The organism is Pseudomonas sp. CFBP 13719, assembly GCF_014842095.1.
In the GTDB taxonomy this organism is placed as follows: Bacteria; Pseudomonadota; Gammaproteobacteria; order Pseudomonadales; family Pseudomonadaceae; genus Aquipseudomonas.
The window spans coordinates 666,809-683,733 of sequence record NZ_JACYVB010000002.1; the positions used below are offsets into that span (position 1 = coordinate 666,809).

29 protein-coding genes are annotated in these 16,925 nt (G+C 54.7%); 20 read left to right on the plus strand and 9 right to left on the minus strand.

All coding sequences use genetic code 11. From position 1 onward, the window contains the following. Window positions 1-4 precede the first annotated feature (4 nt). From IFT57_RS08800 to IFT57_RS08820, 5 genes are all read right to left on the minus strand, one after another. Window positions 5-1,585 (minus strand): hypothetical protein, encoded by a 1,581-nt coding sequence (locus tag IFT57_RS08800; RefSeq protein WP_192151195.1) that lies wholly within the window; start codon window positions 1,583-1,585, stop codon window positions 5-7. A gap of 71 nt (window positions 1,586-1,656) precedes the next feature. Then, entirely contained in the window at window positions 1,657-2,238 is a 582-nt protein-coding gene (locus IFT57_RS08805) for a hypothetical protein (RefSeq protein ID WP_122530853.1), read from the minus strand. 116 nt (window positions 2,239-2,354) lie between these two features. Next, on the minus strand, window positions 2,355-2,678 hold the full coding sequence (locus IFT57_RS08810) for a hypothetical protein (protein WP_244656749.1): 324 nt from the start codon (window positions 2,676-2,678) through the stop codon (window positions 2,355-2,357). Between the two features lie 74 nt (window positions 2,679-2,752). Next, the gene (locus IFT57_RS08815) at window positions 2,753-3,043 is read right to left on the minus strand and encodes a hypothetical protein (RefSeq protein WP_192151199.1); all 291 of its coding nucleotides are present in this window, start codon (window positions 3,041-3,043) and stop codon (window positions 2,753-2,755) included. A gap of 3 nt (window positions 3,044-3,046) precedes the next feature. Next, a complete protein-coding gene (locus tag IFT57_RS08820) occupies window positions 3,047-3,331 on the minus strand; it encodes a hypothetical protein (RefSeq protein WP_122530850.1) in 285 nt (94 codons plus the stop codon). A gap of 376 nt (window positions 3,332-3,707) precedes the next feature. Between IFT57_RS08820 and IFT57_RS08825 the strand changes: the two genes are divergently transcribed. After that, entirely contained in the window at window positions 3,708-4,505 is a 798-nt protein-coding gene (locus IFT57_RS08825) for a hypothetical protein (protein ID WP_244657277.1), read from the plus strand. Between the two features lies 1 nt (window position 4,506). Beyond that, window positions 4,507-4,857, plus strand: coding sequence for a hypothetical protein (locus IFT57_RS08830; protein ID WP_192151203.1), 351 nt, complete (start codon window positions 4,507-4,509; stop codon window positions 4,855-4,857). An 8-nt stretch (window positions 4,858-4,865) separates the two neighbouring features. Here IFT57_RS08830 and IFT57_RS08835 read toward each other — a convergent pair whose 3' ends face one another. The 3 genes from IFT57_RS08835 to IFT57_RS08845 all read right to left on the minus strand — a co-directional run bounded on the left by IFT57_RS08835 (window position 4,866) and on the right by IFT57_RS08845 (window position 6,656). Then, the gene (locus IFT57_RS08835; RefSeq protein ID WP_192151205.1) at window positions 4,866-5,462 is read right to left on the minus strand and encodes a hypothetical protein; all 597 of its coding nucleotides are present in this window, start codon (window positions 5,460-5,462) and stop codon (window positions 4,866-4,868) included. Beyond that, the gene (locus IFT57_RS08840; RefSeq protein ID WP_163020457.1) at window positions 5,459-5,620 is read right to left on the minus strand and encodes a hypothetical protein; all 162 of its coding nucleotides are present in this window, start codon (window positions 5,618-5,620) and stop codon (window positions 5,459-5,461) included. The genes IFT57_RS08835 and IFT57_RS08840 overlap by 4 nt, the downstream gene beginning before the upstream one ends. 199 nt (window positions 5,621-5,819) lie before the next feature. Further along, window positions 5,820-6,656: an SPFH domain-containing protein gene (locus IFT57_RS08845; RefSeq protein ID WP_122530846.1), complete on the minus strand. Its 837-nt coding sequence runs from the start codon at window positions 6,654-6,656 to the stop codon at window positions 5,820-5,822. Between the two features lie 210 nt (window positions 6,657-6,866). On the opposite strand from IFT57_RS08845, the gene IFT57_RS08850 reads away from it, so the two are divergent. From IFT57_RS08850 to IFT57_RS08935, 18 genes are all read left to right on the plus strand, one after another. Further along, window positions 6,867-7,871 carry a hypothetical protein gene (locus IFT57_RS08850; protein WP_192151207.1) on the plus strand — a complete coding sequence of 335 codons (1,005 nt, stop codon included), beginning with the start codon at window positions 6,867-6,869 and terminating at the stop codon, window positions 7,869-7,871. 96 nt (window positions 7,872-7,967) lie between these two features. Then, the gene (locus IFT57_RS08855; protein ID WP_122530844.1) at window positions 7,968-8,702 is read left to right on the plus strand and encodes a hypothetical protein; all 735 of its coding nucleotides are present in this window, start codon (window positions 7,968-7,970) and stop codon (window positions 8,700-8,702) included. After that, complete coding sequence (locus tag IFT57_RS08860; protein ID WP_122530843.1) at window positions 8,699-9,397, plus strand: hypothetical protein; 699 nt, start codon at window positions 8,699-8,701, stop codon at window positions 9,395-9,397. Before IFT57_RS08855 ends, IFT57_RS08860 begins: the two co-directional genes overlap by 4 nt. A gap of 92 nt (window positions 9,398-9,489) precedes the next feature. Next, window positions 9,490-10,272 (plus strand): hypothetical protein, encoded by a 783-nt coding sequence (locus IFT57_RS08865; protein WP_122530842.1) that lies wholly within the window; start codon window positions 9,490-9,492, stop codon window positions 10,270-10,272. Further along, on the plus strand, window positions 10,269-10,499 hold the full coding sequence (locus IFT57_RS08870; protein WP_122530841.1) for a hypothetical protein: 231 nt from the start codon (window positions 10,269-10,271) through the stop codon (window positions 10,497-10,499). Before IFT57_RS08865 ends, IFT57_RS08870 begins: the two co-directional genes overlap by 4 nt. Continuing rightward, complete coding sequence (locus tag IFT57_RS08875; RefSeq protein WP_122530840.1) at window positions 10,496-10,735, plus strand: hypothetical protein; 240 nt, start codon at window positions 10,496-10,498, stop codon at window positions 10,733-10,735. Before IFT57_RS08870 ends, IFT57_RS08875 begins: the two co-directional genes overlap by 4 nt. An 83-nt stretch (window positions 10,736-10,818) precedes the next feature. Continuing rightward, window positions 10,819-11,082, plus strand: a complete 264-nt coding sequence (locus IFT57_RS08880; protein ID WP_122530839.1) for a hypothetical protein — start codon at window positions 10,819-10,821, stop codon at window positions 11,080-11,082. Between the two features lie 92 nt (window positions 11,083-11,174). Beyond that, complete coding sequence (locus tag IFT57_RS08885) at window positions 11,175-11,615, plus strand: hypothetical protein (RefSeq protein ID WP_244656748.1); 441 nt, start codon at window positions 11,175-11,177, stop codon at window positions 11,613-11,615. Window positions 11,616-11,807: 192 nt separating this feature from the next. Then, the gene (locus IFT57_RS08890) at window positions 11,808-12,245 is read left to right on the plus strand and encodes a hypothetical protein (protein ID WP_122530838.1); all 438 of its coding nucleotides are present in this window, start codon (window positions 11,808-11,810) and stop codon (window positions 12,243-12,245) included. Further along, complete coding sequence (locus tag IFT57_RS08895) at window positions 12,242-12,589, plus strand: hypothetical protein (RefSeq protein ID WP_241032651.1); 348 nt, start codon at window positions 12,242-12,244, stop codon at window positions 12,587-12,589. The genes IFT57_RS08890 and IFT57_RS08895 overlap by 4 nt, the downstream gene beginning before the upstream one ends. Next, window positions 12,586-13,167 carry a hypothetical protein gene (locus IFT57_RS08900; protein ID WP_122530837.1) on the plus strand — a complete coding sequence of 194 codons (582 nt, stop codon included), beginning with the start codon at window positions 12,586-12,588 and terminating at the stop codon, window positions 13,165-13,167. The genes IFT57_RS08895 and IFT57_RS08900 overlap by 4 nt, the downstream gene beginning before the upstream one ends. A 19-nt stretch (window positions 13,168-13,186) precedes the next feature. Continuing rightward, on the plus strand, window positions 13,187-13,396 hold the full coding sequence (locus tag IFT57_RS08905; RefSeq protein WP_122530836.1) for a hypothetical protein: 210 nt from the start codon (window positions 13,187-13,189) through the stop codon (window positions 13,394-13,396). After that, window positions 13,386-13,694: a hypothetical protein gene (locus IFT57_RS08910; protein ID WP_122530835.1), complete on the plus strand. Its 309-nt coding sequence runs from the start codon at window positions 13,386-13,388 to the stop codon at window positions 13,692-13,694. Before IFT57_RS08905 ends, IFT57_RS08910 begins: the two co-directional genes overlap by 11 nt. A gap of 16 nt (window positions 13,695-13,710) precedes the next feature. Continuing rightward, window positions 13,711-13,902 (plus strand): hypothetical protein, encoded by a 192-nt coding sequence (locus IFT57_RS08915; protein WP_122530834.1) that lies wholly within the window; start codon window positions 13,711-13,713, stop codon window positions 13,900-13,902. An 11-nt stretch (window positions 13,903-13,913) separates the two neighbouring features. Then, window positions 13,914-14,135, plus strand: a complete 222-nt coding sequence (locus IFT57_RS08920) for a hypothetical protein (protein ID WP_122530833.1) — start codon at window positions 13,914-13,916, stop codon at window positions 14,133-14,135. A 3-nt stretch (window positions 14,136-14,138) separates the two neighbouring features. Next, on the plus strand, window positions 14,139-14,516 hold the full coding sequence (locus IFT57_RS08925) for a hypothetical protein (RefSeq protein ID WP_122530832.1): 378 nt from the start codon (window positions 14,139-14,141) through the stop codon (window positions 14,514-14,516). Between the two features lie 20 nt (window positions 14,517-14,536). Next, window positions 14,537-14,995 (plus strand): hypothetical protein, encoded by a 459-nt coding sequence (locus tag IFT57_RS08930; RefSeq protein ID WP_122530831.1) that lies wholly within the window; start codon window positions 14,537-14,539, stop codon window positions 14,993-14,995. 6 nt (window positions 14,996-15,001) lie between these two features. Then, window positions 15,002-15,358, plus strand: a complete 357-nt coding sequence (locus IFT57_RS08935) for a helix-turn-helix transcriptional regulator (RefSeq protein ID WP_122530830.1) — start codon at window positions 15,002-15,004, stop codon at window positions 15,356-15,358. Between the two features lie 127 nt (window positions 15,359-15,485). On the opposite strand, the gene IFT57_RS08940 is transcribed toward IFT57_RS08935, so the two are convergent. Further along, entirely contained in the window at window positions 15,486-16,802 is a 1,317-nt protein-coding gene (locus IFT57_RS08940; RefSeq protein WP_163020456.1) for a hypothetical protein, read from the minus strand. Between the last annotated feature and the right edge of the window lie 123 nt (window positions 16,803-16,925).

The window sequence follows — 16,925 nt, forward strand, 5'->3', positions numbered from 1 at the left end:
CTCCTCAGAGGCCCAGGTCAGTACCGAGCGCATGATCACGGTGTTTGCCATGACTCAGGTGCTTGGCAGGGATGTTGTGCTTGGCAATCTGTAGTCGAACCTGCTCATCCTTCATGCCGGCGATGTAGCTCTTGGCAAGCTTGGGGTCGACTGCTTCCATTTCATCGATCTCAACACGCGTGAAGCGGTCGTAGGGCATGACTGCCTTGATCTGCTCAAGCGTTGCGAGCGGGTGATTGATGATCCGCATGAAATAGTCTCTGTCCTGATCCTGCTCGACCTTGGACACGTAATGCCCGGCAAAGGCTGGATGGCTCAGCAGCTTAGCTTTCATCAGGACATCCAGGGCCTGGGGTACATAGCGCAGGTAGATGTCCCTGGCGCACTGCTGGGCAATTGGCTGTGGGCAGCTGTCGTAGCTCATGCCCTGGTTAGAGGCCTTGACCGAGCTTGCAAAGAACGCTGCTACCGTCTTACTGCCCCCTTCCTCAAATTCGCCCATGTGGCTTAGCAGTTCCTCCACGTCCATACCGGCTGAATGGCCCAAGCGGCGCCAGAACTCAATGCAGATGGCCTCATCTGAGAGGGCCTTACCATCCCTGCGTTCTTCATAGGTACGGCTGGCATACTCGTAATTGCTCACCTTCTTCTGGTAACGGGCATATCCGGAGAGGATCGCTACCATGGCCGCATCTTTGTTCTCAGGATCCTTGAGCGCCTTGACCCAGGAGTCTGACAACAGATCTTTTCCGGACAGGCAGGTTTCGGGAAACATGGCCAGTAGAGTGTTCAAGGTATTGAAGCTGTCCCCCGGCGTGATCAAGGGGTTCGATTGACCCCGAACAAAGCGGTTCGCGCTCGTTAGGCCTACACGGAAGTTGTTGAACAGAGCCTCAGGCTTCTGCATAAGCAAAGCGCCCCAGATCTCCAGGCAATCGCGATGGGCTTCGTATCGCTTGGCATCCATCAAGCTCAAGAAGAAATCGCCTACTCGCTCAAGCCCCTTGTTCTTGTTGAACCAGATGGGCGCGACTTTTGAAAACTCCTGCTGAAGCTTCCCATCTTTGTGCCAGACAAGGTTTTCAAGATGATTGGATCGCTGACGCAGGTTCTGCATTTTGTCCAGAAACTGGGCCTCAACAGCTTGAGGCCAGCCTTCTGACTTGGTAATGCTCCAGGCCAGGTGTGGTTTTTTGCCAATGGCGGGTTTTGGGTCAGACAGGTGATGCTTGAGGGCTCGCTTGAGATGCCGTGAATCCAGGCTGTCAATCGCGTAACCCTGATCCCAGTTGGGATAGAAAGCCACCACGGTGCTTGCGACCTCAAGGCCATTCCAGTGTTTGTCCAGAGCCTCGCGCTGAAGCTCGCTGGCGATGTACTCAAGGGTGGCGGGGTCAGAGAGGGCCTTTTCCATCGCAGCCTGGCTTTTGAAGGACTTGCCACACCAAAACGTGTCCCTCTGCGCGATTACAGAGTTGGGGTGGGCCTGGCGATACATCTGGTAGACGCGAAAATGCTGCGTGAACTTAGGGTCGTTCCAGCGGTAGCGGCCTTCTTCGACAATGGGGGCGAGGTGGATGGTCATCGAGAATCTCCTGTTACCCCATTGTGCCGAGTGATACTTCGCAGCCTCAAGTGCGCAGGTTCAAGCCGAGATCACTGGATGAGATTTACCCTGAGGGTATCTCCATTGTTGATGGAGGCAGTGTCAGAGCAATTATTATAAACCCACGAGGTATAGGGGTAATAATCCATGGTCTTTTTAAGATCGCGGGTATTGCCGTTGATCTCCAGCTGAATCTGAGCCGGAAAGGATGCATAAGGAGTTTCAGAGGTGACCATTAGGTAAGAGAGACAGCTATTTCCGTAAATAAGGTACCGGCCAATAACCGCTTGAATACCCCCAACCTTGATATCGGTATGATCAATTGATCCCATGGAGGCTACCTGGCCTGCGCAGTTTGCTGCATCTGCAAACCCTTTTAGGCCTACTCCGCATCCACCCTGCGTAGGGTGACCGCTCATAACGATGAGATATTGGCTAGCCTTTTGGGGTTCCTCAGGGGTGGGGTCTGGGTTGGTTGAGGGGTCTTCAGGGTGTGCCGACCCACCGCCAGGCTTTCCAGCGATAGGGGCGAAGGTTTTGATAATGTTGTGACTGCTAGTCTCAGCCCCAACAGCAAGGGAGCTTCCTGCAACCAGAAAAGCTAAAAGTAGATTTTGGATTTGGCGCTTCATAATAGATCGCTCTTGTTTTTATTTATATTGATCTTAAGTTTTTCTAATAGCAACAAACAGAAGGGGGTCAGAATTTCATTGCGAACATCATATGACAAGCTACCCGAGGTAACCATCTAACGTGCAGACAACACTGGCACTCCCTTGAGCGTGTGAAGCTGGTACCGGCCATCGTTATAGCTCACCACCAGAATCGCCTGGCTGGCCCCATCATCGCCTTTGAGCATGGCGGGCACCAGATGGCGTTCCGATGACAGGGTCAGACAATCCTTGGCACTATTGAAGAACGGGCCAATGTTCGGACAGCGATCGAGTCCAGTCATCTCGAAACGCTTACCCCCAATCATGACCGGCTCGTTCGGCTGCAGGGCCCAGTTGTCGATTTTCATTTCCGGGTAGGCTTGCGTCAACTTCTTCCCTACCGATCGGGCAGTTTCCATGCAACCTGTGAGACCTGCCAGCACTGCTGGCAGTAGAAATGCAAAAGCCAAGCGCATAAAGCCTCCTGTTTTGTCTACAAACCTGGTTCTAAAAGCTCTTGCCTCGACTGCTTCTTTTCTTCCAGTTGGCGTTTGGTGAGCTTGCGCTTGGCCTCGGCGCCCATGCCCTGGTAATCGGACTCAACCAGGCGCGTGCCCAGCTGATCGCAACAACTGAGCATGCGCTCGCGAGTGAGCTGAGGGAAATCTAGCAGCGCCTGCTCGAACATGGGTTTGAGCTGCCGATACCGCTCGCTGCGGGCCAGGGCAAAGAGGTGGGCTACCACCTCCATGTCGCTGATGTCTTCTGCTGCTCGCTGAGCCATCGCTCAATCCTCTTGGTAGAGGGCCTCAAGATCTTGCTTGAGCGCCTGCTCGATACGTTGTTCGTGAAGTGTAACAGCCTTGAAGACACGCCGTGGGTTGCAGCACATGCAGCATCCGGAGCGTCCGCAGTTCAGGGCGTTCTGTTTGCGCCATGCCCCCTTTGGCTTGGAACCGAAAGCGTCGGGAATGCTTGGCGAGTAGTAGAATTGAACAATCCGCAGCTGACGTTTGATCTGCTTGCGGGCTTTGTCACGCCGGACACGACGTGCATTTTTGTCCTGAGACATGGATCACCGATTTTGCGCGCCCTCCCCGACATGGAAAGGGCCTGCGTGTGATCGGTGCTACCAGGTTGTTCATGGCCGACATTAGAAGCCCTCGTACTCTTCGTTGGGTTTCATCAGATCCAGTCCTCTTCTTTATGGCGGAGCACTATACCCACTCCTCTTCACGCCCAATTGCGTTTTTCATCATCGCTTCCTCTTGTGTCTTGCGCTCAATATAGCAAAGCCAACGCTCGGTTTAAAGACAAATTGATCAAGAGTTTTCGGAGAGTTTGAGTCTTTCAGAATAGGCTGTAACCCTCGTGATCATTGACCCCGGCGCCCCTCACGAGTCATGGTTATGGTATGGCCCCAAACACTTTTCATGAGCGAACTGATAATGCCCGACAACACACCCTTTCAACCCAGAATTTACAAGGTGAACAGCCACCACCGGTACGAGGACAACTGCGTGTTCGCGGACGTCTCCTTGAGCGAGGGTGTAATGATCATTCAGGATTGGTATTCGGCCATTGAAAGTCAGGGCTACTCGCGCCGGGCACTTGAGTGGATCACCGGAGAATCAGCTGTCAGCCGGGTCGAGGTAGTGGATGCTGCTGACAAAGCCATGCCCTTCTGGAGACGAATGTTCGATGTGGGCTTGGTGCAGCAGGTCAGCAGCACAACAGGCGAGACTGTGCTGGAGCGCGTCAATGGTGACCCCGCACCGATTATCAAGCCAGCAACCACAGCCATGCCGCAGTTGCCCAAGGGCATCCTGACGGGCAAGCAGGCCACTCAGTTCATTCATGACGCCATGCAGTCGATCGGGCTGCCTCGCACCAGCAAACTCAATGGCGGCGAAATCACCGGCTGGACAACCCACCATGGCGCAACTGGCTTCTCGGTGCGCCGTGATAACCGTGAGGGCTTGCTCCAGTGGCACGTGGTGGTGTCTGGACGCCCACACATGAGCTATGAGGAGGATGAAGATGGCCACCGCCCTTCCCGCCCAGAAATGCTTTGCACGCGCATCAAGAAGCTTTTCGAAGAGTTTGGCGTGAAAGTGAACTCGGTCAAGGCCACGGGTTGGCAGACCGCTTGGGATGATGACATCTCCTACGAAATTTTAACCGATCACCCTGGGTGGCTTGAGAACAACCGTCGCCTTGACCACGCCTCTGAAGTGAGCCTGTGAAATGATCAGACCAGTGTGTAAAGCGCAGTTCCAGCCTCAGGCCTGGCAAGACGATGATGCCATCGACGTTGACCCTGGCATGACCGAGTTTGATGTTACCGATCAGATCGAAGCCATGGGAAAGGAAAAGGCCCTGGCACTGGAGGACAATCAATATTCGTCCGATGAGCTGCGCGATGGCAAGAACGTCGAACAATGGATCAGGGACTGGGATGGGCCTTTCTACGTGCGTATCGAGGACTCTGTGCGCGAGTACTTCGAGGCAAAGGAGTTACAAGCAAACAAGGTCAGTGAGGGACTGGGCAAGATGTTGCGCCAGCGGCCCGTGCGTGATGATTCGCCCGAGCCTTGATGTGCAGCTTATTTACTCGTCAGGGACGGATCGTTGATTTCAACGGTGATAGGTCGACCATTGAGCGTCCCAATCGATTTCGAAATGCCCCATTCGAAAGTCGCCAGCTGATTCACAGTGGTGGCGCTGGTCACGCCTGTGGCCAGGGTACAGTTCTCGTCGATCACCTCAACCTTGGGTTCTTTCTGCACCTGGCTGGAGAAGCTGACGTAGGCTCTGACCGTCTTCTCATCACTCCAGATCGGCAGCACGGCAATAGTGGTGCCACTGGCGTATTTGGAAAGGTCGCCTATGGTGCTGATGGATTTATCAGCATGCACGATCATGCAATGCGCCTGGCTGGAGGCCGATTGGACTTCACCCGAGGTCATGGTGGTCGGATTTCCGATCAAGGTTGTCATGGTCGATGAGAAACCTTTGGCCTCGACCGATACCACAACAGCTTTTTGTTCAGCACCCGAGATCGCCGTGGTAGGACTTGCGATGAAGGTTGTCTTGGTCGATGGGGAGCCTTGGGCCTCGACCGACACCGCCATAGCGCTCTGTTCGGCATGAACGGTGCTTGCCAGCATGCCAAAAATAAGAGGGATCAGGATCTTCTTCACGGTAATTTACCTTCTTGATGGGTTTGCGGAGGTGTTGATTGGGCCTGCACCTTGGCAACGACTCGATCCATTTGCTGATCGAAACATTCGTTGAAATCAGCGCCCGTCTTTTCAACCATGACCTGGCAAAAACTGGCGACCACCGAAGTGATACGCATAGCCGATTCCTTGGCTGTCGGTGTAGATTGAGAGGAGCTACACCCCGCTGTAGAAACAAGCAGGGTTAAGGCAGAGATTCTTAGAAAGTGCTTCATTGTTCCATTCCGTTTTCATGTGCAGGGTCATCAAACAAAAAACCCAGGTAAGCCGCTCACCTGGGCTTTCTTGAAGGCCTGGCGGTGAACCAGGCTTGATCGATTACTTGCTGGCTGGCGCCGGCAGCGTCATCGGCACGGAGCCGCCCGACATGATCACGCAAGTCGACTTGGCGCAGGCCTCGCTGTACTTGTCGATCGCACGCAGCTCAACCAGTTGCTCTGGGGAGTAGCCCATCTTGTCAGCGTAGGCTTTGTCAGCCAGTGCTCGGGCCTTCTCGGATTCTGCACGAGAATCTTCGGCAAGCTTGCGTTTGTCGTAGGTCTTGGCTGCCTGCTCCTGTGCTACGGTGTCATCCATCTGGGCAACCACTGTTTTGTTCGGACGGCCCTGGCCCATGTTGAAGTCCATCACCAGCACCGGGATACCATCGGCCTTGACCTTGTCGTTCAGGATTTTCAGGATCTTTGTTTCGATCTCAGCGGACGTCCTGGCATCGGAGATGATCTGCGGCATCGTGTAAGCCTTCGAGATGTCACGAAATGCTGCTTCATAAGGACGCTGCAGGTTGTTGACGAACCATTCCTCACGGAAACCTGTGATCAGCTTGACCGAATCGAGCACCTTCACCTGAATGGTGGTGTTGAAATCCAGAAAGCTGTTATCAAGGGTCGGCAAATCGTCGAACTTGATCGCGTAGGTTTTAGGCGTCACGTCAACAGAAACGCCATAGGTGGTGGGCCAGGCCAGCAGCCGACCCTGAGTCAGCGGCTCCTTACGCGCACCTTCATGACCGAAGAAGTACGGGCGGTCAAAGATTACCACTTCGTGACCGGCTTCTACCGTGATGCTTTGAACGAAAAACGTGAAGAAAAAACCAGCTACGACAACAACAACTGCTGTTGCCACACCGATCAAACGACCGAAGAAACCACCCATACTGTTATCCCCTTTTAAAGGCTCATATAGAACCAAAGATGCTCTGTTTCACGCCGCTACGGCGTGGTTGGCGCCAATAATCTACAAAACTTGTCAAACTGTCAATATATTATGAATTCGTTTTTAACAACCAAGATTTACTCCAGATCAGCGTTTACGCATGACTGGATCCATACGACAATACATCTTAAATTCGTATGGACGCCTCCCATGACTGAACCACACCAGCACGCCACCACCCTGGCCGACCGAGCCGCACACCATGCAGGACTTTTTGCTCGCATTGTCGAGGCGGGTCAGCTTGATGAGCGGGCTCAGACACTGCTGGGTCTTTACCAGAGCTATGAGCTGCACCAGGATTATTCCAAGGTCTTTCATGATGCGCTGCGCAGCGATGACGCCAAGACGGGCGGCAATGCTTGCCGAACATTCGATTCTCTCTTCCAGGCACGCCTGAGCGAACAGCTCCAGAACATGAGTCGCCTGGCGCCTGAGCGTTTCGAGTCTGAGGGCGTGCAGGGGCTTGCCCGCCATGATGCCAATACTTACGCCACCGCCGTAGAGCAGGGTGAGACATTCGCCCTTCCAGCCCTGTGGGAGCGCATTCTCATTGGCCTTGATCATCACCAGTACAAAACCTGCTTGATTGCCCAGCTGATGCAGCGCGGCATTGCTCCCCAGCGCTTTCATCAGGATCTGGGCGCCATCCACACCGTGATCCGCGATCAGGTCACTCCTTATGAGCGAAGCCAGGACAGTGCTCGCGTGCTGGACACGCTGGCGCACCGACACGCCCACTTCTACCTTGATCCAGGGCTGTGCGCGAGCGCAGGCTATGACCAGACCCGACTGATGAGTGATATTTATGCCCTCAAAGGTGACAGCGTGTACTGGCAGACCCTGGAAAGCCAGATCGTTGAATCAGATATCAGTTTTGGGCCTATCCACCTGTACTGGTTTCGCCAGGAGATCTCGTTCTTCGAGGCCAACCGCAAGTCTCCTGCATTCAACGAAGAAGACCTGTTTGCGTTCGGCCCGCTCAACACCGCCCTGCTCTCGCTGGATGGGGACGAGGTTCTTCAGGGAGGCATGGCTGGAGCACTGAGAACTGCCCACGGTCATTCTGAACGGGGAGCCTATCAGGACGTGGAGCTCAAAAAGAGCAGCTTCGGAGCGGCTTTGAGAGAAATTGGTCTGGGCGCCAGTGCCCCGTAACCTTTGGTGTGGAAGTGCCCGAAAAGAGCGATATGCCTTTCTTTCCAAGTTTGTCAATTCATGGCAAAATAGCTCAATATTTTTGAGGGCGTGACCATGAAGTTTGGAAAAGCAAGTTGGCTCGTGCTGGTCTCGGCAGTCGCGGTGTACGGCCTGGGATGCCTTGTCGTTTCTTACCACCAACAATATCGACTTGATTCCAGCCTTTTGGAGACATCAGTCCTCAATGATTCCTTCAGTGCAGCTCACCAGCTCCAAAAAACCCTGCGGTCTAGGGGGATGGTGTGCTCAATCTTCTATTGCACCCAAGATTTAAAGGCTAAGTACGAAAAGGTAAGGTCTGTCAGAGAGGACTTGTTGCTATCGGCAGCAAGCCAGGGTGACAAGCGAGCCATCTCACTTGTCTTCGATTCGGAAAATTCGAGCCCCATCCTTAGATACAAGGCCCAAGCACTCATTCCTGCAATGTCGCTACTTCCGAACCCGACGCCGCAAACCTTACAACTGGCGGGTGAAATGTACATGCGTGGCGAAGCGGTCAACACCGACTACAAGCGTGCTTACAGCTACCTTTCAAAATCCTGGGCACAGGGAAACAAGTTTGCTGCCGCCAGCCTTGCACGACTCTTCAGCTTGTTGAACGACAGCCCAAATGCCTATCTGTGGGGTCTGCGCTGCAAAGTGACCTGCACTGAGGTGACGGCCACCGCCCAATCCCATTTAGAGGCAAACCAAATTCTCCGTATTCAGTCCATGGCGCCTTTCGACAAAATTATGACTGCAGGCACCACACCACTGTCTACCTCATCTAACTTGGAAGCTTTGAAATGAAGGTGCCTAGACTCATCCTTGCTGCAGGCCTGATTGCAGCACTCGCTGGTTGTGATCAATCAGGTACGCTTCAAGCGCGCCTTGATCAGGCAAGCCGCATCGGCGATCCCTACGAGGCCGCACAGTATCTGGACATGACCTACGAGGGCAAATACAGAAACGCCTGCGCTATTCTCATCGGCTGCAGCGACCAAGAGCTCGAACTCAACCGAGAAATCGAAAGCACCAAGCAAAGCCTGATGATTAAGGCTGTGGAGAGGGCCGACATTCGCGCCATCTCGAAAATCTTCGACGAGTACAGCCCGCCCAAAGTCCGCGCCCAAGCGGCCCCCATCGTCATGGCGCTGGCCCAGCATCCGGATGCAGACAAAGACATCCTGCGCATTGCCGGCACTCTGGCTTTTGAAGGCAAATTAGCCCAAGCCGACTATGTGAAGGCACTGGATTATTTTGCTCGATCCTGGAGGCTTGGCAGCAATCAAGCTGCCGATGGCGCCAAGACCTTGTTCGCCAAGATCGAGGACAATGACAATGCTTATCTCTGGAGCCTTCGGTGCATGAACGACTGCGCCTGGGACAACAGCAAAATCATCAAAACGCCCAATGCCCAGAGGGTAATTGAAATCCAGCGCCTGGCTCTTGATAAGAGCATTCTGGTGATCGGAGAATCCCCCTTCAAGTCGATCAAAGGCTGAGCCCCTACACCCTAATGTTGGCGGGCACGAATGGGCCTGTCAAAAATAACCAGCCGCAAGGCTGACCCACTCATTTTGCTGTAGAGGTTTTCATGCCCCACGATCTTGAGCAGTTTGATCCAGCCGCCGTCAAGGTGCACGACGCAAGCCTTTGGACGTCTGCCACGCCCACCGTCCACGCCGATGACTTCAACAAGTTGCTGGCGCTCTATGAAATGACACGCCACCGGGCGGACTCGACCCAGAAGAAGCTGCAGACGCTGGAAGCCGAGGTGGGCGACCCAGCTTTCTTCCTGCGCACCATCAACTGCCCCCACACCATCGACGCCAGCAAAGTCGAGTTGCATTTTGACCCCCGGCAGGTAGGCCATAACGCCCTCAACCAACTGTCCCGTCGCCTGACACCTCCCTTGAAGGTGCTCAAGCCCGCCGAGCCATTGGGTGGGCGCCTGCCTCCCCCTGAGCGCCAAGCGATCTGGGTGGTCATCGACGAAGCCCTGAGCGAGACACACGAACCTTTCGAGCGCGGCGATATCTGCAATCTGCTCGCTCCGGTGCTGGTGCCACTTGTTAGCCAATCGCCAGAACAGCCTGGGCTGATAAAACTCAACGATCTGCTCAACAGCGCGCCATGGCTGAACACCCCGCTCAACTTCGACGAGATCCGCCGCAACTCCGATCGCTATCTCTACCTGCGCGATCAGGCCACCAATAGCCGAGTGCCAGCCCCCATGGTCATCATGGTCAATCCCAAGCCAGACTATGTGGCAGCAATCGACAACGATGTTGGAAACTCGCTGAGTTACGGCAAACAGCTTGATCACCGAGTGGATCGGTGTTTGTTTCCAAAAATGGCAGGAGATGATCTGTCATGATCCAAGATGGCGTGTATCCAGACTCTAATAAACCCCTCAACGAACACGACAAGGCCTTTGTTCGAGATTTCTTGAGTGTGTTGTTCGAGCCAGCGGAGGCCGACCAAGATCAGGCGCACCAGCCGCAGGCTGAGCACGCAGGCCTTAACCAGGTAGTCACCACGATTGTCGACCAGGCCTACCTGACCCCAAATTCAACCCAAAGCAAAGAAGGAGTTCTCGCGTGAGAGCGCAAATCAATCTAGACCGGGGTCGTGAGTATCCCTATGACCAACCTGACGATGTGGAAACCCCGTTTCCTGCCAACGACTGGGCGCATGCAGCTGCACGCGGCATCCTGGCAGGGCTCAAAGGTCGCGGCGGTGTTGGCAATGAACTTGAGCAGTACGACGAAGAAATCCGTCAGGAAATCATCAGCGAAGCTGCCGACGTCATTCGCCTGGCCCACTCCCACCACGTCTGAGCCGTATTTCTTTAGAGAACCCCGTCTTTTCGGGGTTTTGTGGGTACCGGGAGCGATAAACGCCCCTTATCAGGAATGCCCACATGTCCGAGCCATCACGCCCCGCCCTGCCCGCTGGCGCCTACGCAGCCCTTGAAGGTCTCAAAGCCCAAGCCAAGGCAGCCATGCAAATGTTTCCAACCTGCGACAAAGCCACCCGTACTGCCGGCAAGAAAGCGCTCGGCGCTGCTCAGGCGACCATGAAGGCCAATGAAGAATGGGTAACCATGATCATTAAGCTCATGCGCTTCGAAGATAAATGCCTGGATGATGTGGATGTGCAGTGGCTGGAAAAGGTTTTACGTTAAGCACAATTGTGCAATAATTGCCAAAATGGCAATAGGTCAACGGGTTAACTGTCTGAGCCATTGCCCATAAGTGATCCACTGAGGATTAGATCATGAGCAAGCGCATGACAGCCGGAGAACTTCGGCGCGAGTACCTGCTTCGCCAGATTCGTCACACCGTCAGTGGCCGTGGCGTGAACTGCCGGGGCGGCATCTCCATGAATGATGATCTCAAGCACCTGGTCGAAGAAGGCAAGGTCGTGATCAATCGCATCCGTGGCATGGGCCGAAGCAGCCTGACGACCTCCAATCGCCCCAAGCGAGGCCCCCGAGGGATTGTCAGGCTGACCGTGGCTCAACCTGCAGACGGTGTTTACACCACTGGTTTTTTTGACTGTCCGTGCTGTGGCGCCCGAGCGCCAGACGCTTGGCTACTCAAGCACGCGTCCAACTGCTCGTTGCGCACCGACCACTACTTTGATCGTTACCCAGGCTGGCGCGCCAAGGAGCCTTGGTACAACAAGCACTGGATGGGCAAACCCAACCGACCGTGACCCTTCCCCAAAAGCCCTGACTCAGACGGCTCTGATCAGGGCCTCGATCATTGTTTATGGAACAATCCCGCCCCTCAATAAAGAGGTGAAATATCACTCTTTTCTCTTGAGTTCACCAGTAACCTCGGCCATACTTAAGTTGTCATCGGGACAAGCAATATCCCGGATAACCGAACAATGCAGGGGGCTACGATGAGCATCTGGAAACCGACGCAAGCACAATGCGACCTGATCAAGCAGGCGGCGGTGCTCGAATCCTGCCCAAATGCCATGCTGGGCCAAATCAAGCTTGAGCCAGGCATTCGCTACAACACATCCTCTCAGACCGCTCCTGAGTGCTTTAACATTGCACGGGTCTCCACACTCCCCGACTGGGCCGACACTGATCTGGTCGACCGCATTGACTGGAAAGTGTTTCGCAAGGGCGTGCCTTTGACTGAAGAAGGTGTGGCTATTGTTGACTTCTACATCCACTCGCGCACCGATGCGATCGCCGACAAGCTCGATTATCTGCTGGGCAACATCGTGGTCTTCTACAGCGAGGGAGAACTGACGGCTATCCGCAGCATTGGCGCCACCGGGAATAACCACCTGCCCCAGTTGCTGGCAAAGCTTGGAGCCTGCGCATGACCGAACACAACCCAATTGGGCAGCAGCCTGCTGCCCAAACAGCCCCTATGCCATCCATGGTCTGGGAGCCTGCCAACACCCGCCATACCGGGGGCGAGTCACTGCGCCTTGGCAAATACATTGTCGGCGAGTGGCAAACCGATGCAACGCTACCCAAAGGGGCCAAGTCCACTCACGCCGTCACCTGTCGTCTGCCTGGCGTACGGCCTGCCCTGGGGCACTGCGAAACCAGCGCCAATGCTCGTGCTTTGCTTGAAAAAGTGGTCAAAAGCTGGATCAGCCAAGCAGGCCTCTTCCTGACCGCCCCCACTACTGAACGAAATGAATCCGGAGTCTGCGCATGAACATTGATTTCCAACCCTTCGATTACGCCAATCTTCCGGATTCTGGCATGTACTGGCTTGCCGGCACCCGCCCCGTCTATGACATCGACGCTGATGCTGATGGGCGTACTATTGGAAAACCCACCGGCGAGGTGGAAAACTTCACCGCACTGGTGTGGCTGGACGTCTACGCCAATGAAGATGGCTCTCAGAGCGGCTATCACATTGATCCGGTCGACGCTGGCAACCTGGGCAACTTCGATGAGTCCAGCACCATCCAGTACTTTGCCGAGGTCAAAAAGGCAGCACATCCTCACGATGTCGAGGACAAGTTGTTCTCCATTGAAGGCGAAGTGATCTTCCAGCGAAGCGACGAGCCAGGCGCGTCCAACTGCGTGTGTTGCCCCCCAGGACAAAACCACGTGTTCTCACGTTACGTACGCTGGGACACGCGCAGCCAAGGCCTGGATTTCCACTACAGCAAGAGTGCTGATGACCTGGTGAGAAAATTGACCGGAAAATTTGCCAACGAAGGCCGTAGAATCAAGCTGACGGCGGAACTGGTCGATGAGACCCCACCGCAAGCCCCTGCCCTCTGACACCACAGGTTGATACCCCATGCCCCGCACCAGCAAATACGGCAACATGCCCGCCTCACTCAATCTGGTCGCCCAGGTTAAAGGTGATGGCGGCACTTATAAGGTCTGGGGTATCGACTGGCTCAACCACAAGGTGCTGCTTGACCGGGCGGGCTACGAGTGGACTGAAATTTCCAAGGTCAGCTTGACCCAGGGCGAGGTTGAACAGGATGACGGGCATGAGCGATAACACCAAGCCTCTTACCCAGGTTGAGTACGCGGCGCTGCTCTGGATCAAGACCACCACCTGCAATCTGGTCAGCATGATCCCAGACAAGACTGAGCTCAATGTGTTTGGCGATAAGGTGCCAGGCATGGCGACCTTCAAGAAACTGGCCAAGCGCGGCTACTGCTTTGAGACTGAGGAGGAGCCTGTTCGCTTCACCGACGATCCAGACGAGGTGCCCTTCGATTTCACGCCCTCGATCGAGATGACCGATGAGGGCCTCGCCGCGCTCGAAACTGCCATGGCCTCGGGCCGCTACTGACCATAGGATTTTCAACATGAATCGCCAGACACCCGAACAAGAGCTTGCCCAGCGTGTGCGTGAAGCTTACGCCACCACCAACAGCTGCAATCCTGAATACGAAAAGCTGTTCGACGAGTTGTCGGACATGCGCAAAAACAACATGGCTCAGTCCCATCGCCGGCAACGCGGCCTGCCTGAACATTCTCCCACCCCGTACGACCTTTGAGTGAGCGCATCATGACTTTGCCCTCGATCACCCTGACCACTGGCCAAATTGCTTGCTGCCCAGTTTGTGAGGCCCAGCAGTCCGATCCCATTGAGGATTACATGGCGCTCAATCGCATGGGTGCTGACAAAGGGGTTGTCGATCGCTGCGAAGGCTGCGGCATTCGCCTCAAGATCATCTGCGAAATTCCCGGCACGTTTGTTATCCATGCCCTTGAAACGACTCGGCGCTAACACATGAAAAAGCCAGATGTTACTCAAGCTCATTTCACCCTAGCCGGAAAGAAAACGGGCAAGACCATCACCCGGATCACCTTTGACGAATGTGAGGCCGATACAAGCGATGAGACCATCATCATCGCTTCTGACAAGCTCAAGGCGGCATTGTGGGAGCCTGATGTAAACACCGATCCGGAAAGCCCGGAAGACTGGGGTGGTTGGCATTGGAGCTTCAAGCTCGATGACGGCACGCACGCCTCGCTGAGCAACGATCGCCGGGGCGGTGCCAACTGGACGCTCTGGGTAAAGGATACCGCCGATTCACAAAGAGTGGCCGAGGTGCTTCTCGATGTAATCGCAGCCTCAGGTTTTCGCGCCCGCACTCGCGGCTTCTGACATCTTTCAAGGACACTTTCATGACCATTCACCACAACCCTCTGACCTGGCCTCAGTACCTGCATGTGAAACTGGGCGAAGAATGCGGCGAGCTCGCCCAATGCGCCGGCAAGGGCCTGTGTTTTGGTATTGAAGACGTCAACCCTAACTCTGGAAACCCTAACTGGCACGACACCCGCAGCGAAGCCAATGACGTCAATACCGTCCTGCGCATGATCGGCTACGCCACCAAGATCAATTTGCTGGGCGATTGGGCCAATGGGGCCAGCGAGAACAAGGCCATGCAGCTCAAGGAAGCCCGCCTCGTCTTTCACGCCCAGTGGGCCTTGAAGCGCGGCACCTTGGTGCTCAATGAAGGCGAACGCAAGTATTTCGACATCATCCTGTCTGAGCATGCCGAGTACCTCAAGGACTTCAAGCACCCGGATGAAATCTTGAAAAAGGATGATGAATCATCCGTTATCCTTGATAAGCGATGATATCTCATGTCTGAACTAAATCCTGCCAGCCTCCAGGCGCTCGTCACCTTGGGCGAGAATATTGAGATAGCGCGCCGTCGCCGTCGCCTGAATCAGAAGGCTATCTGCTTTAAGGCCGACATCACGCCACAGACTTACCGCCGCCTGATCCAGGGGGATGCAGGGATTTCCCTGGGAGTGGTGTTCAGGGTATGCCAGACCATGGGAATCGAGAGCCTGTTGGGTCAGCTGCTTGATCCCCGCCTTGATGAGGCTGGCAAGCAGGCTGAGGCCAAGACCCCTGACTACGAAATCGATGACAATGGGCGGTGCATGCCGGCCCGCAGGCCCAAGACCAAACAGCCACCCCCTTTGGACGAATGATCCGGGTGTAGCCATGAAGATCTGATGTTCGGCAGCAGCTTCGAACAAACACCCTCTCATACTCCAGGATGCATAACATCCGGTGACCTTATCAATCAGGAGCCCTATGCAGCTCCTGCCTTTGCACTCAAGGCCGCTTGATAGTCATGGCGGATACCGTACCCGTGTCAGCACCAACGCTCAGGCCAGTGTCCTTGCTGTACTGGAACTTGATGGCGTAAGAGCCAGTTGTTGGCACTGTGTAGGAAACCTGTCCACTTGTAGACCCTCCCAAAGCGAGCACCTGCACAGTCCCAACGTAAATTCTCAAGAGATCATAGCCGCCCTCAGAGGAGACATTGTAATTAAACGTCAGCACAGTTTGAGCCTGAAGGTTAATCGGCGTGAAGGTGACGAAGCTCGTTGAACTGTGTGCATGGTTGGTGTTGAACCAGCCTGTCGGGCCCCTATTGAAGCTAGCGCTAGTCGATACTTGGAGCTGAGAGGCCGAGGTACTGTTTGTAAAGTCGATGCTGGTCGGAGACGAGGTGCCTACTGCAGTGCGAGTCGAAGTTACCTGAATGGTCTGCTGACTCACTTTTGGACTGCCCACGTTTCTGATTTGCCCAGATTGGCTATTCTGCTCTCTGTCCTGAACAGTCTTTTGCTGCGGTTGCTGGCAAGTTGATGTCTGGGTGAAGCTGGCGCCCATAGAAACGGTATCTACAGCCGGACTCCAGGCTGAGCATCCGCCTGGCTCCCCAACGTTTGCCCATTCCGAAGAGAGGCTTGCGATCTGAGACCATGTTCCTTCAAAGGTGCCCACGGCAGACCGCATCGAGGAAACCAAAGTGGTTTTCCGGCTGACCTGTGGATCTCCAGCATTGCGGATTTCACTCGTAAGGCTGTTTTGCTCTCTGGCCTGGCTGGTCATTTTCTGTTGCTGCTGGCAATCACTTGCAGTTTGAGAAAAGGCTACACCCACACTGACCGTGGATGGATCTGGGCTCCAGTTGGAGCAATTGCTTAAAGCGCCCTCATTCATCCAGCCTGTTGAGGTGCTGGCGATGGCCGACCAGGTTCCGGTGAAGGTTCCGGTGGCGCTTCGACCTGAGGATACCTGAATGCTCCTGTGGCTGATCTGCGGCACACCGACAGGGCGAACTTCGTGTGTGTAGCTGTTGCTTTCCCTGTCCTGGATAGACATCTGCTGGGGCTGAAGGCAGTCAGTTGCCGTCTGAGTGAAAGACACCCCGGTGTTGATAATCGAAGGATCTGGACTCCAGTTTGAACAGCTGGATACCTCACCCCAGTTGGCCCAGGGCGAAGTGAAGGCTTCTATCGGAGACCAGGTGCCACTGGCCTGTGTAATCGGCGCCATGATTCGGATGATGTTGTGGGCGTTTGCGGCTAACGTGAGCCCTTGTAGCAGACAGGCAATCGAGAGCAGTGCTATTTTTTTCATCTCAAAAAATTCTCTTATTTTTGACGGCTCAGGCCCCGTTAAGCACAGCGCCCACAGCGCTGTGAATACATGATGGCCTAATAGCCGATTTCCATGCAATTTATCGTTTAATCGTATTTATAG

Coding starts and splice junctions, on each gene's coding strand:
- IFT57_RS08800 (WP_192151195.1), bottom strand. CDS start 1,585: ATGACCATCCACCTCGCCCCCATTGTCGAAGAAGGCCGCTACCGCTGG.
- IFT57_RS08805 (WP_122530853.1), bottom strand. CDS start 2,238: ATGAAGCGCCAAATCCAAAATCTACTTTTAGCTTTTCTGGTTGCAGGA.
- IFT57_RS08810 (WP_244656749.1), bottom strand. CDS start 2,678: ATGGAAACTGCCCGATCGGTAGGGAAGAAGTTGACGCAAGCCTACCCG.
- IFT57_RS08815 (WP_192151199.1), bottom strand. CDS start 3,043: ATGGCTCAGCGAGCAGCAGAAGACATCAGCGACATGGAGGTGGTAGCC.
- IFT57_RS08820 (WP_122530850.1), bottom strand. CDS start 3,331: ATGTCTCAGGACAAAAATGCACGTCGTGTCCGGCGTGACAAAGCCCGC.
- IFT57_RS08825 (WP_244657277.1), top strand. CDS start 3,708: ATGCCCGACAACACACCCTTTCAACCCAGAATTTACAAGGTGAACAGC.
- IFT57_RS08830 (WP_192151203.1), top strand. CDS start 4,507: ATGATCAGACCAGTGTGTAAAGCGCAGTTCCAGCCTCAGGCCTGGCAA.
- IFT57_RS08840 (WP_163020457.1), bottom strand. CDS start 5,620: ATGCGTATCACTTCGGTGGTCGCCAGTTTTTGCCAGGTCATGGTTGAA.
- IFT57_RS08845 (WP_122530846.1), bottom strand. CDS start 6,656: ATGGGTGGTTTCTTCGGTCGTTTGATCGGTGTGGCAACAGCAGTTGTT.
- IFT57_RS08850 (WP_192151207.1), top strand. CDS start 6,867: ATGACTGAACCACACCAGCACGCCACCACCCTGGCCGACCGAGCCGCA.
- IFT57_RS08855 (WP_122530844.1), top strand. CDS start 7,968: ATGAAGTTTGGAAAAGCAAGTTGGCTCGTGCTGGTCTCGGCAGTCGCG.
- IFT57_RS08860 (WP_122530843.1), top strand. CDS start 8,699: ATGAAGGTGCCTAGACTCATCCTTGCTGCAGGCCTGATTGCAGCACTC.
- IFT57_RS08865 (WP_122530842.1), top strand. CDS start 9,490: ATGCCCCACGATCTTGAGCAGTTTGATCCAGCCGCCGTCAAGGTGCAC.
- IFT57_RS08870 (WP_122530841.1), top strand. CDS start 10,269: ATGATCCAAGATGGCGTGTATCCAGACTCTAATAAACCCCTCAACGAA.
- IFT57_RS08880 (WP_122530839.1), top strand. CDS start 10,819: ATGTCCGAGCCATCACGCCCCGCCCTGCCCGCTGGCGCCTACGCAGCC.
- IFT57_RS08885 (WP_244656748.1), top strand. CDS start 11,175: ATGAGCAAGCGCATGACAGCCGGAGAACTTCGGCGCGAGTACCTGCTT.
- IFT57_RS08890 (WP_122530838.1), top strand. CDS start 11,808: ATGAGCATCTGGAAACCGACGCAAGCACAATGCGACCTGATCAAGCAG.
- IFT57_RS08895 (WP_241032651.1), top strand. CDS start 12,242: ATGACCGAACACAACCCAATTGGGCAGCAGCCTGCTGCCCAAACAGCC.
- IFT57_RS08900 (WP_122530837.1), top strand. CDS start 12,586: ATGAACATTGATTTCCAACCCTTCGATTACGCCAATCTTCCGGATTCT.
- IFT57_RS08905 (WP_122530836.1), top strand. CDS start 13,187: ATGCCCCGCACCAGCAAATACGGCAACATGCCCGCCTCACTCAATCTG.
- IFT57_RS08910 (WP_122530835.1), top strand. CDS start 13,386: ATGAGCGATAACACCAAGCCTCTTACCCAGGTTGAGTACGCGGCGCTG.
- IFT57_RS08915 (WP_122530834.1), top strand. CDS start 13,711: ATGAATCGCCAGACACCCGAACAAGAGCTTGCCCAGCGTGTGCGTGAA.
- IFT57_RS08920 (WP_122530833.1), top strand. CDS start 13,914: ATGACTTTGCCCTCGATCACCCTGACCACTGGCCAAATTGCTTGCTGC.
- IFT57_RS08925 (WP_122530832.1), top strand. CDS start 14,139: ATGAAAAAGCCAGATGTTACTCAAGCTCATTTCACCCTAGCCGGAAAG.
- IFT57_RS08930 (WP_122530831.1), top strand. CDS start 14,537: ATGACCATTCACCACAACCCTCTGACCTGGCCTCAGTACCTGCATGTG.
- IFT57_RS08935 (WP_122530830.1), top strand. CDS start 15,002: ATGTCTGAACTAAATCCTGCCAGCCTCCAGGCGCTCGTCACCTTGGGC.
- IFT57_RS08940 (WP_163020456.1), bottom strand. CDS start 16,802: ATGAAAAAAATAGCACTGCTCTCGATTGCCTGTCTGCTACAAGGGCTC.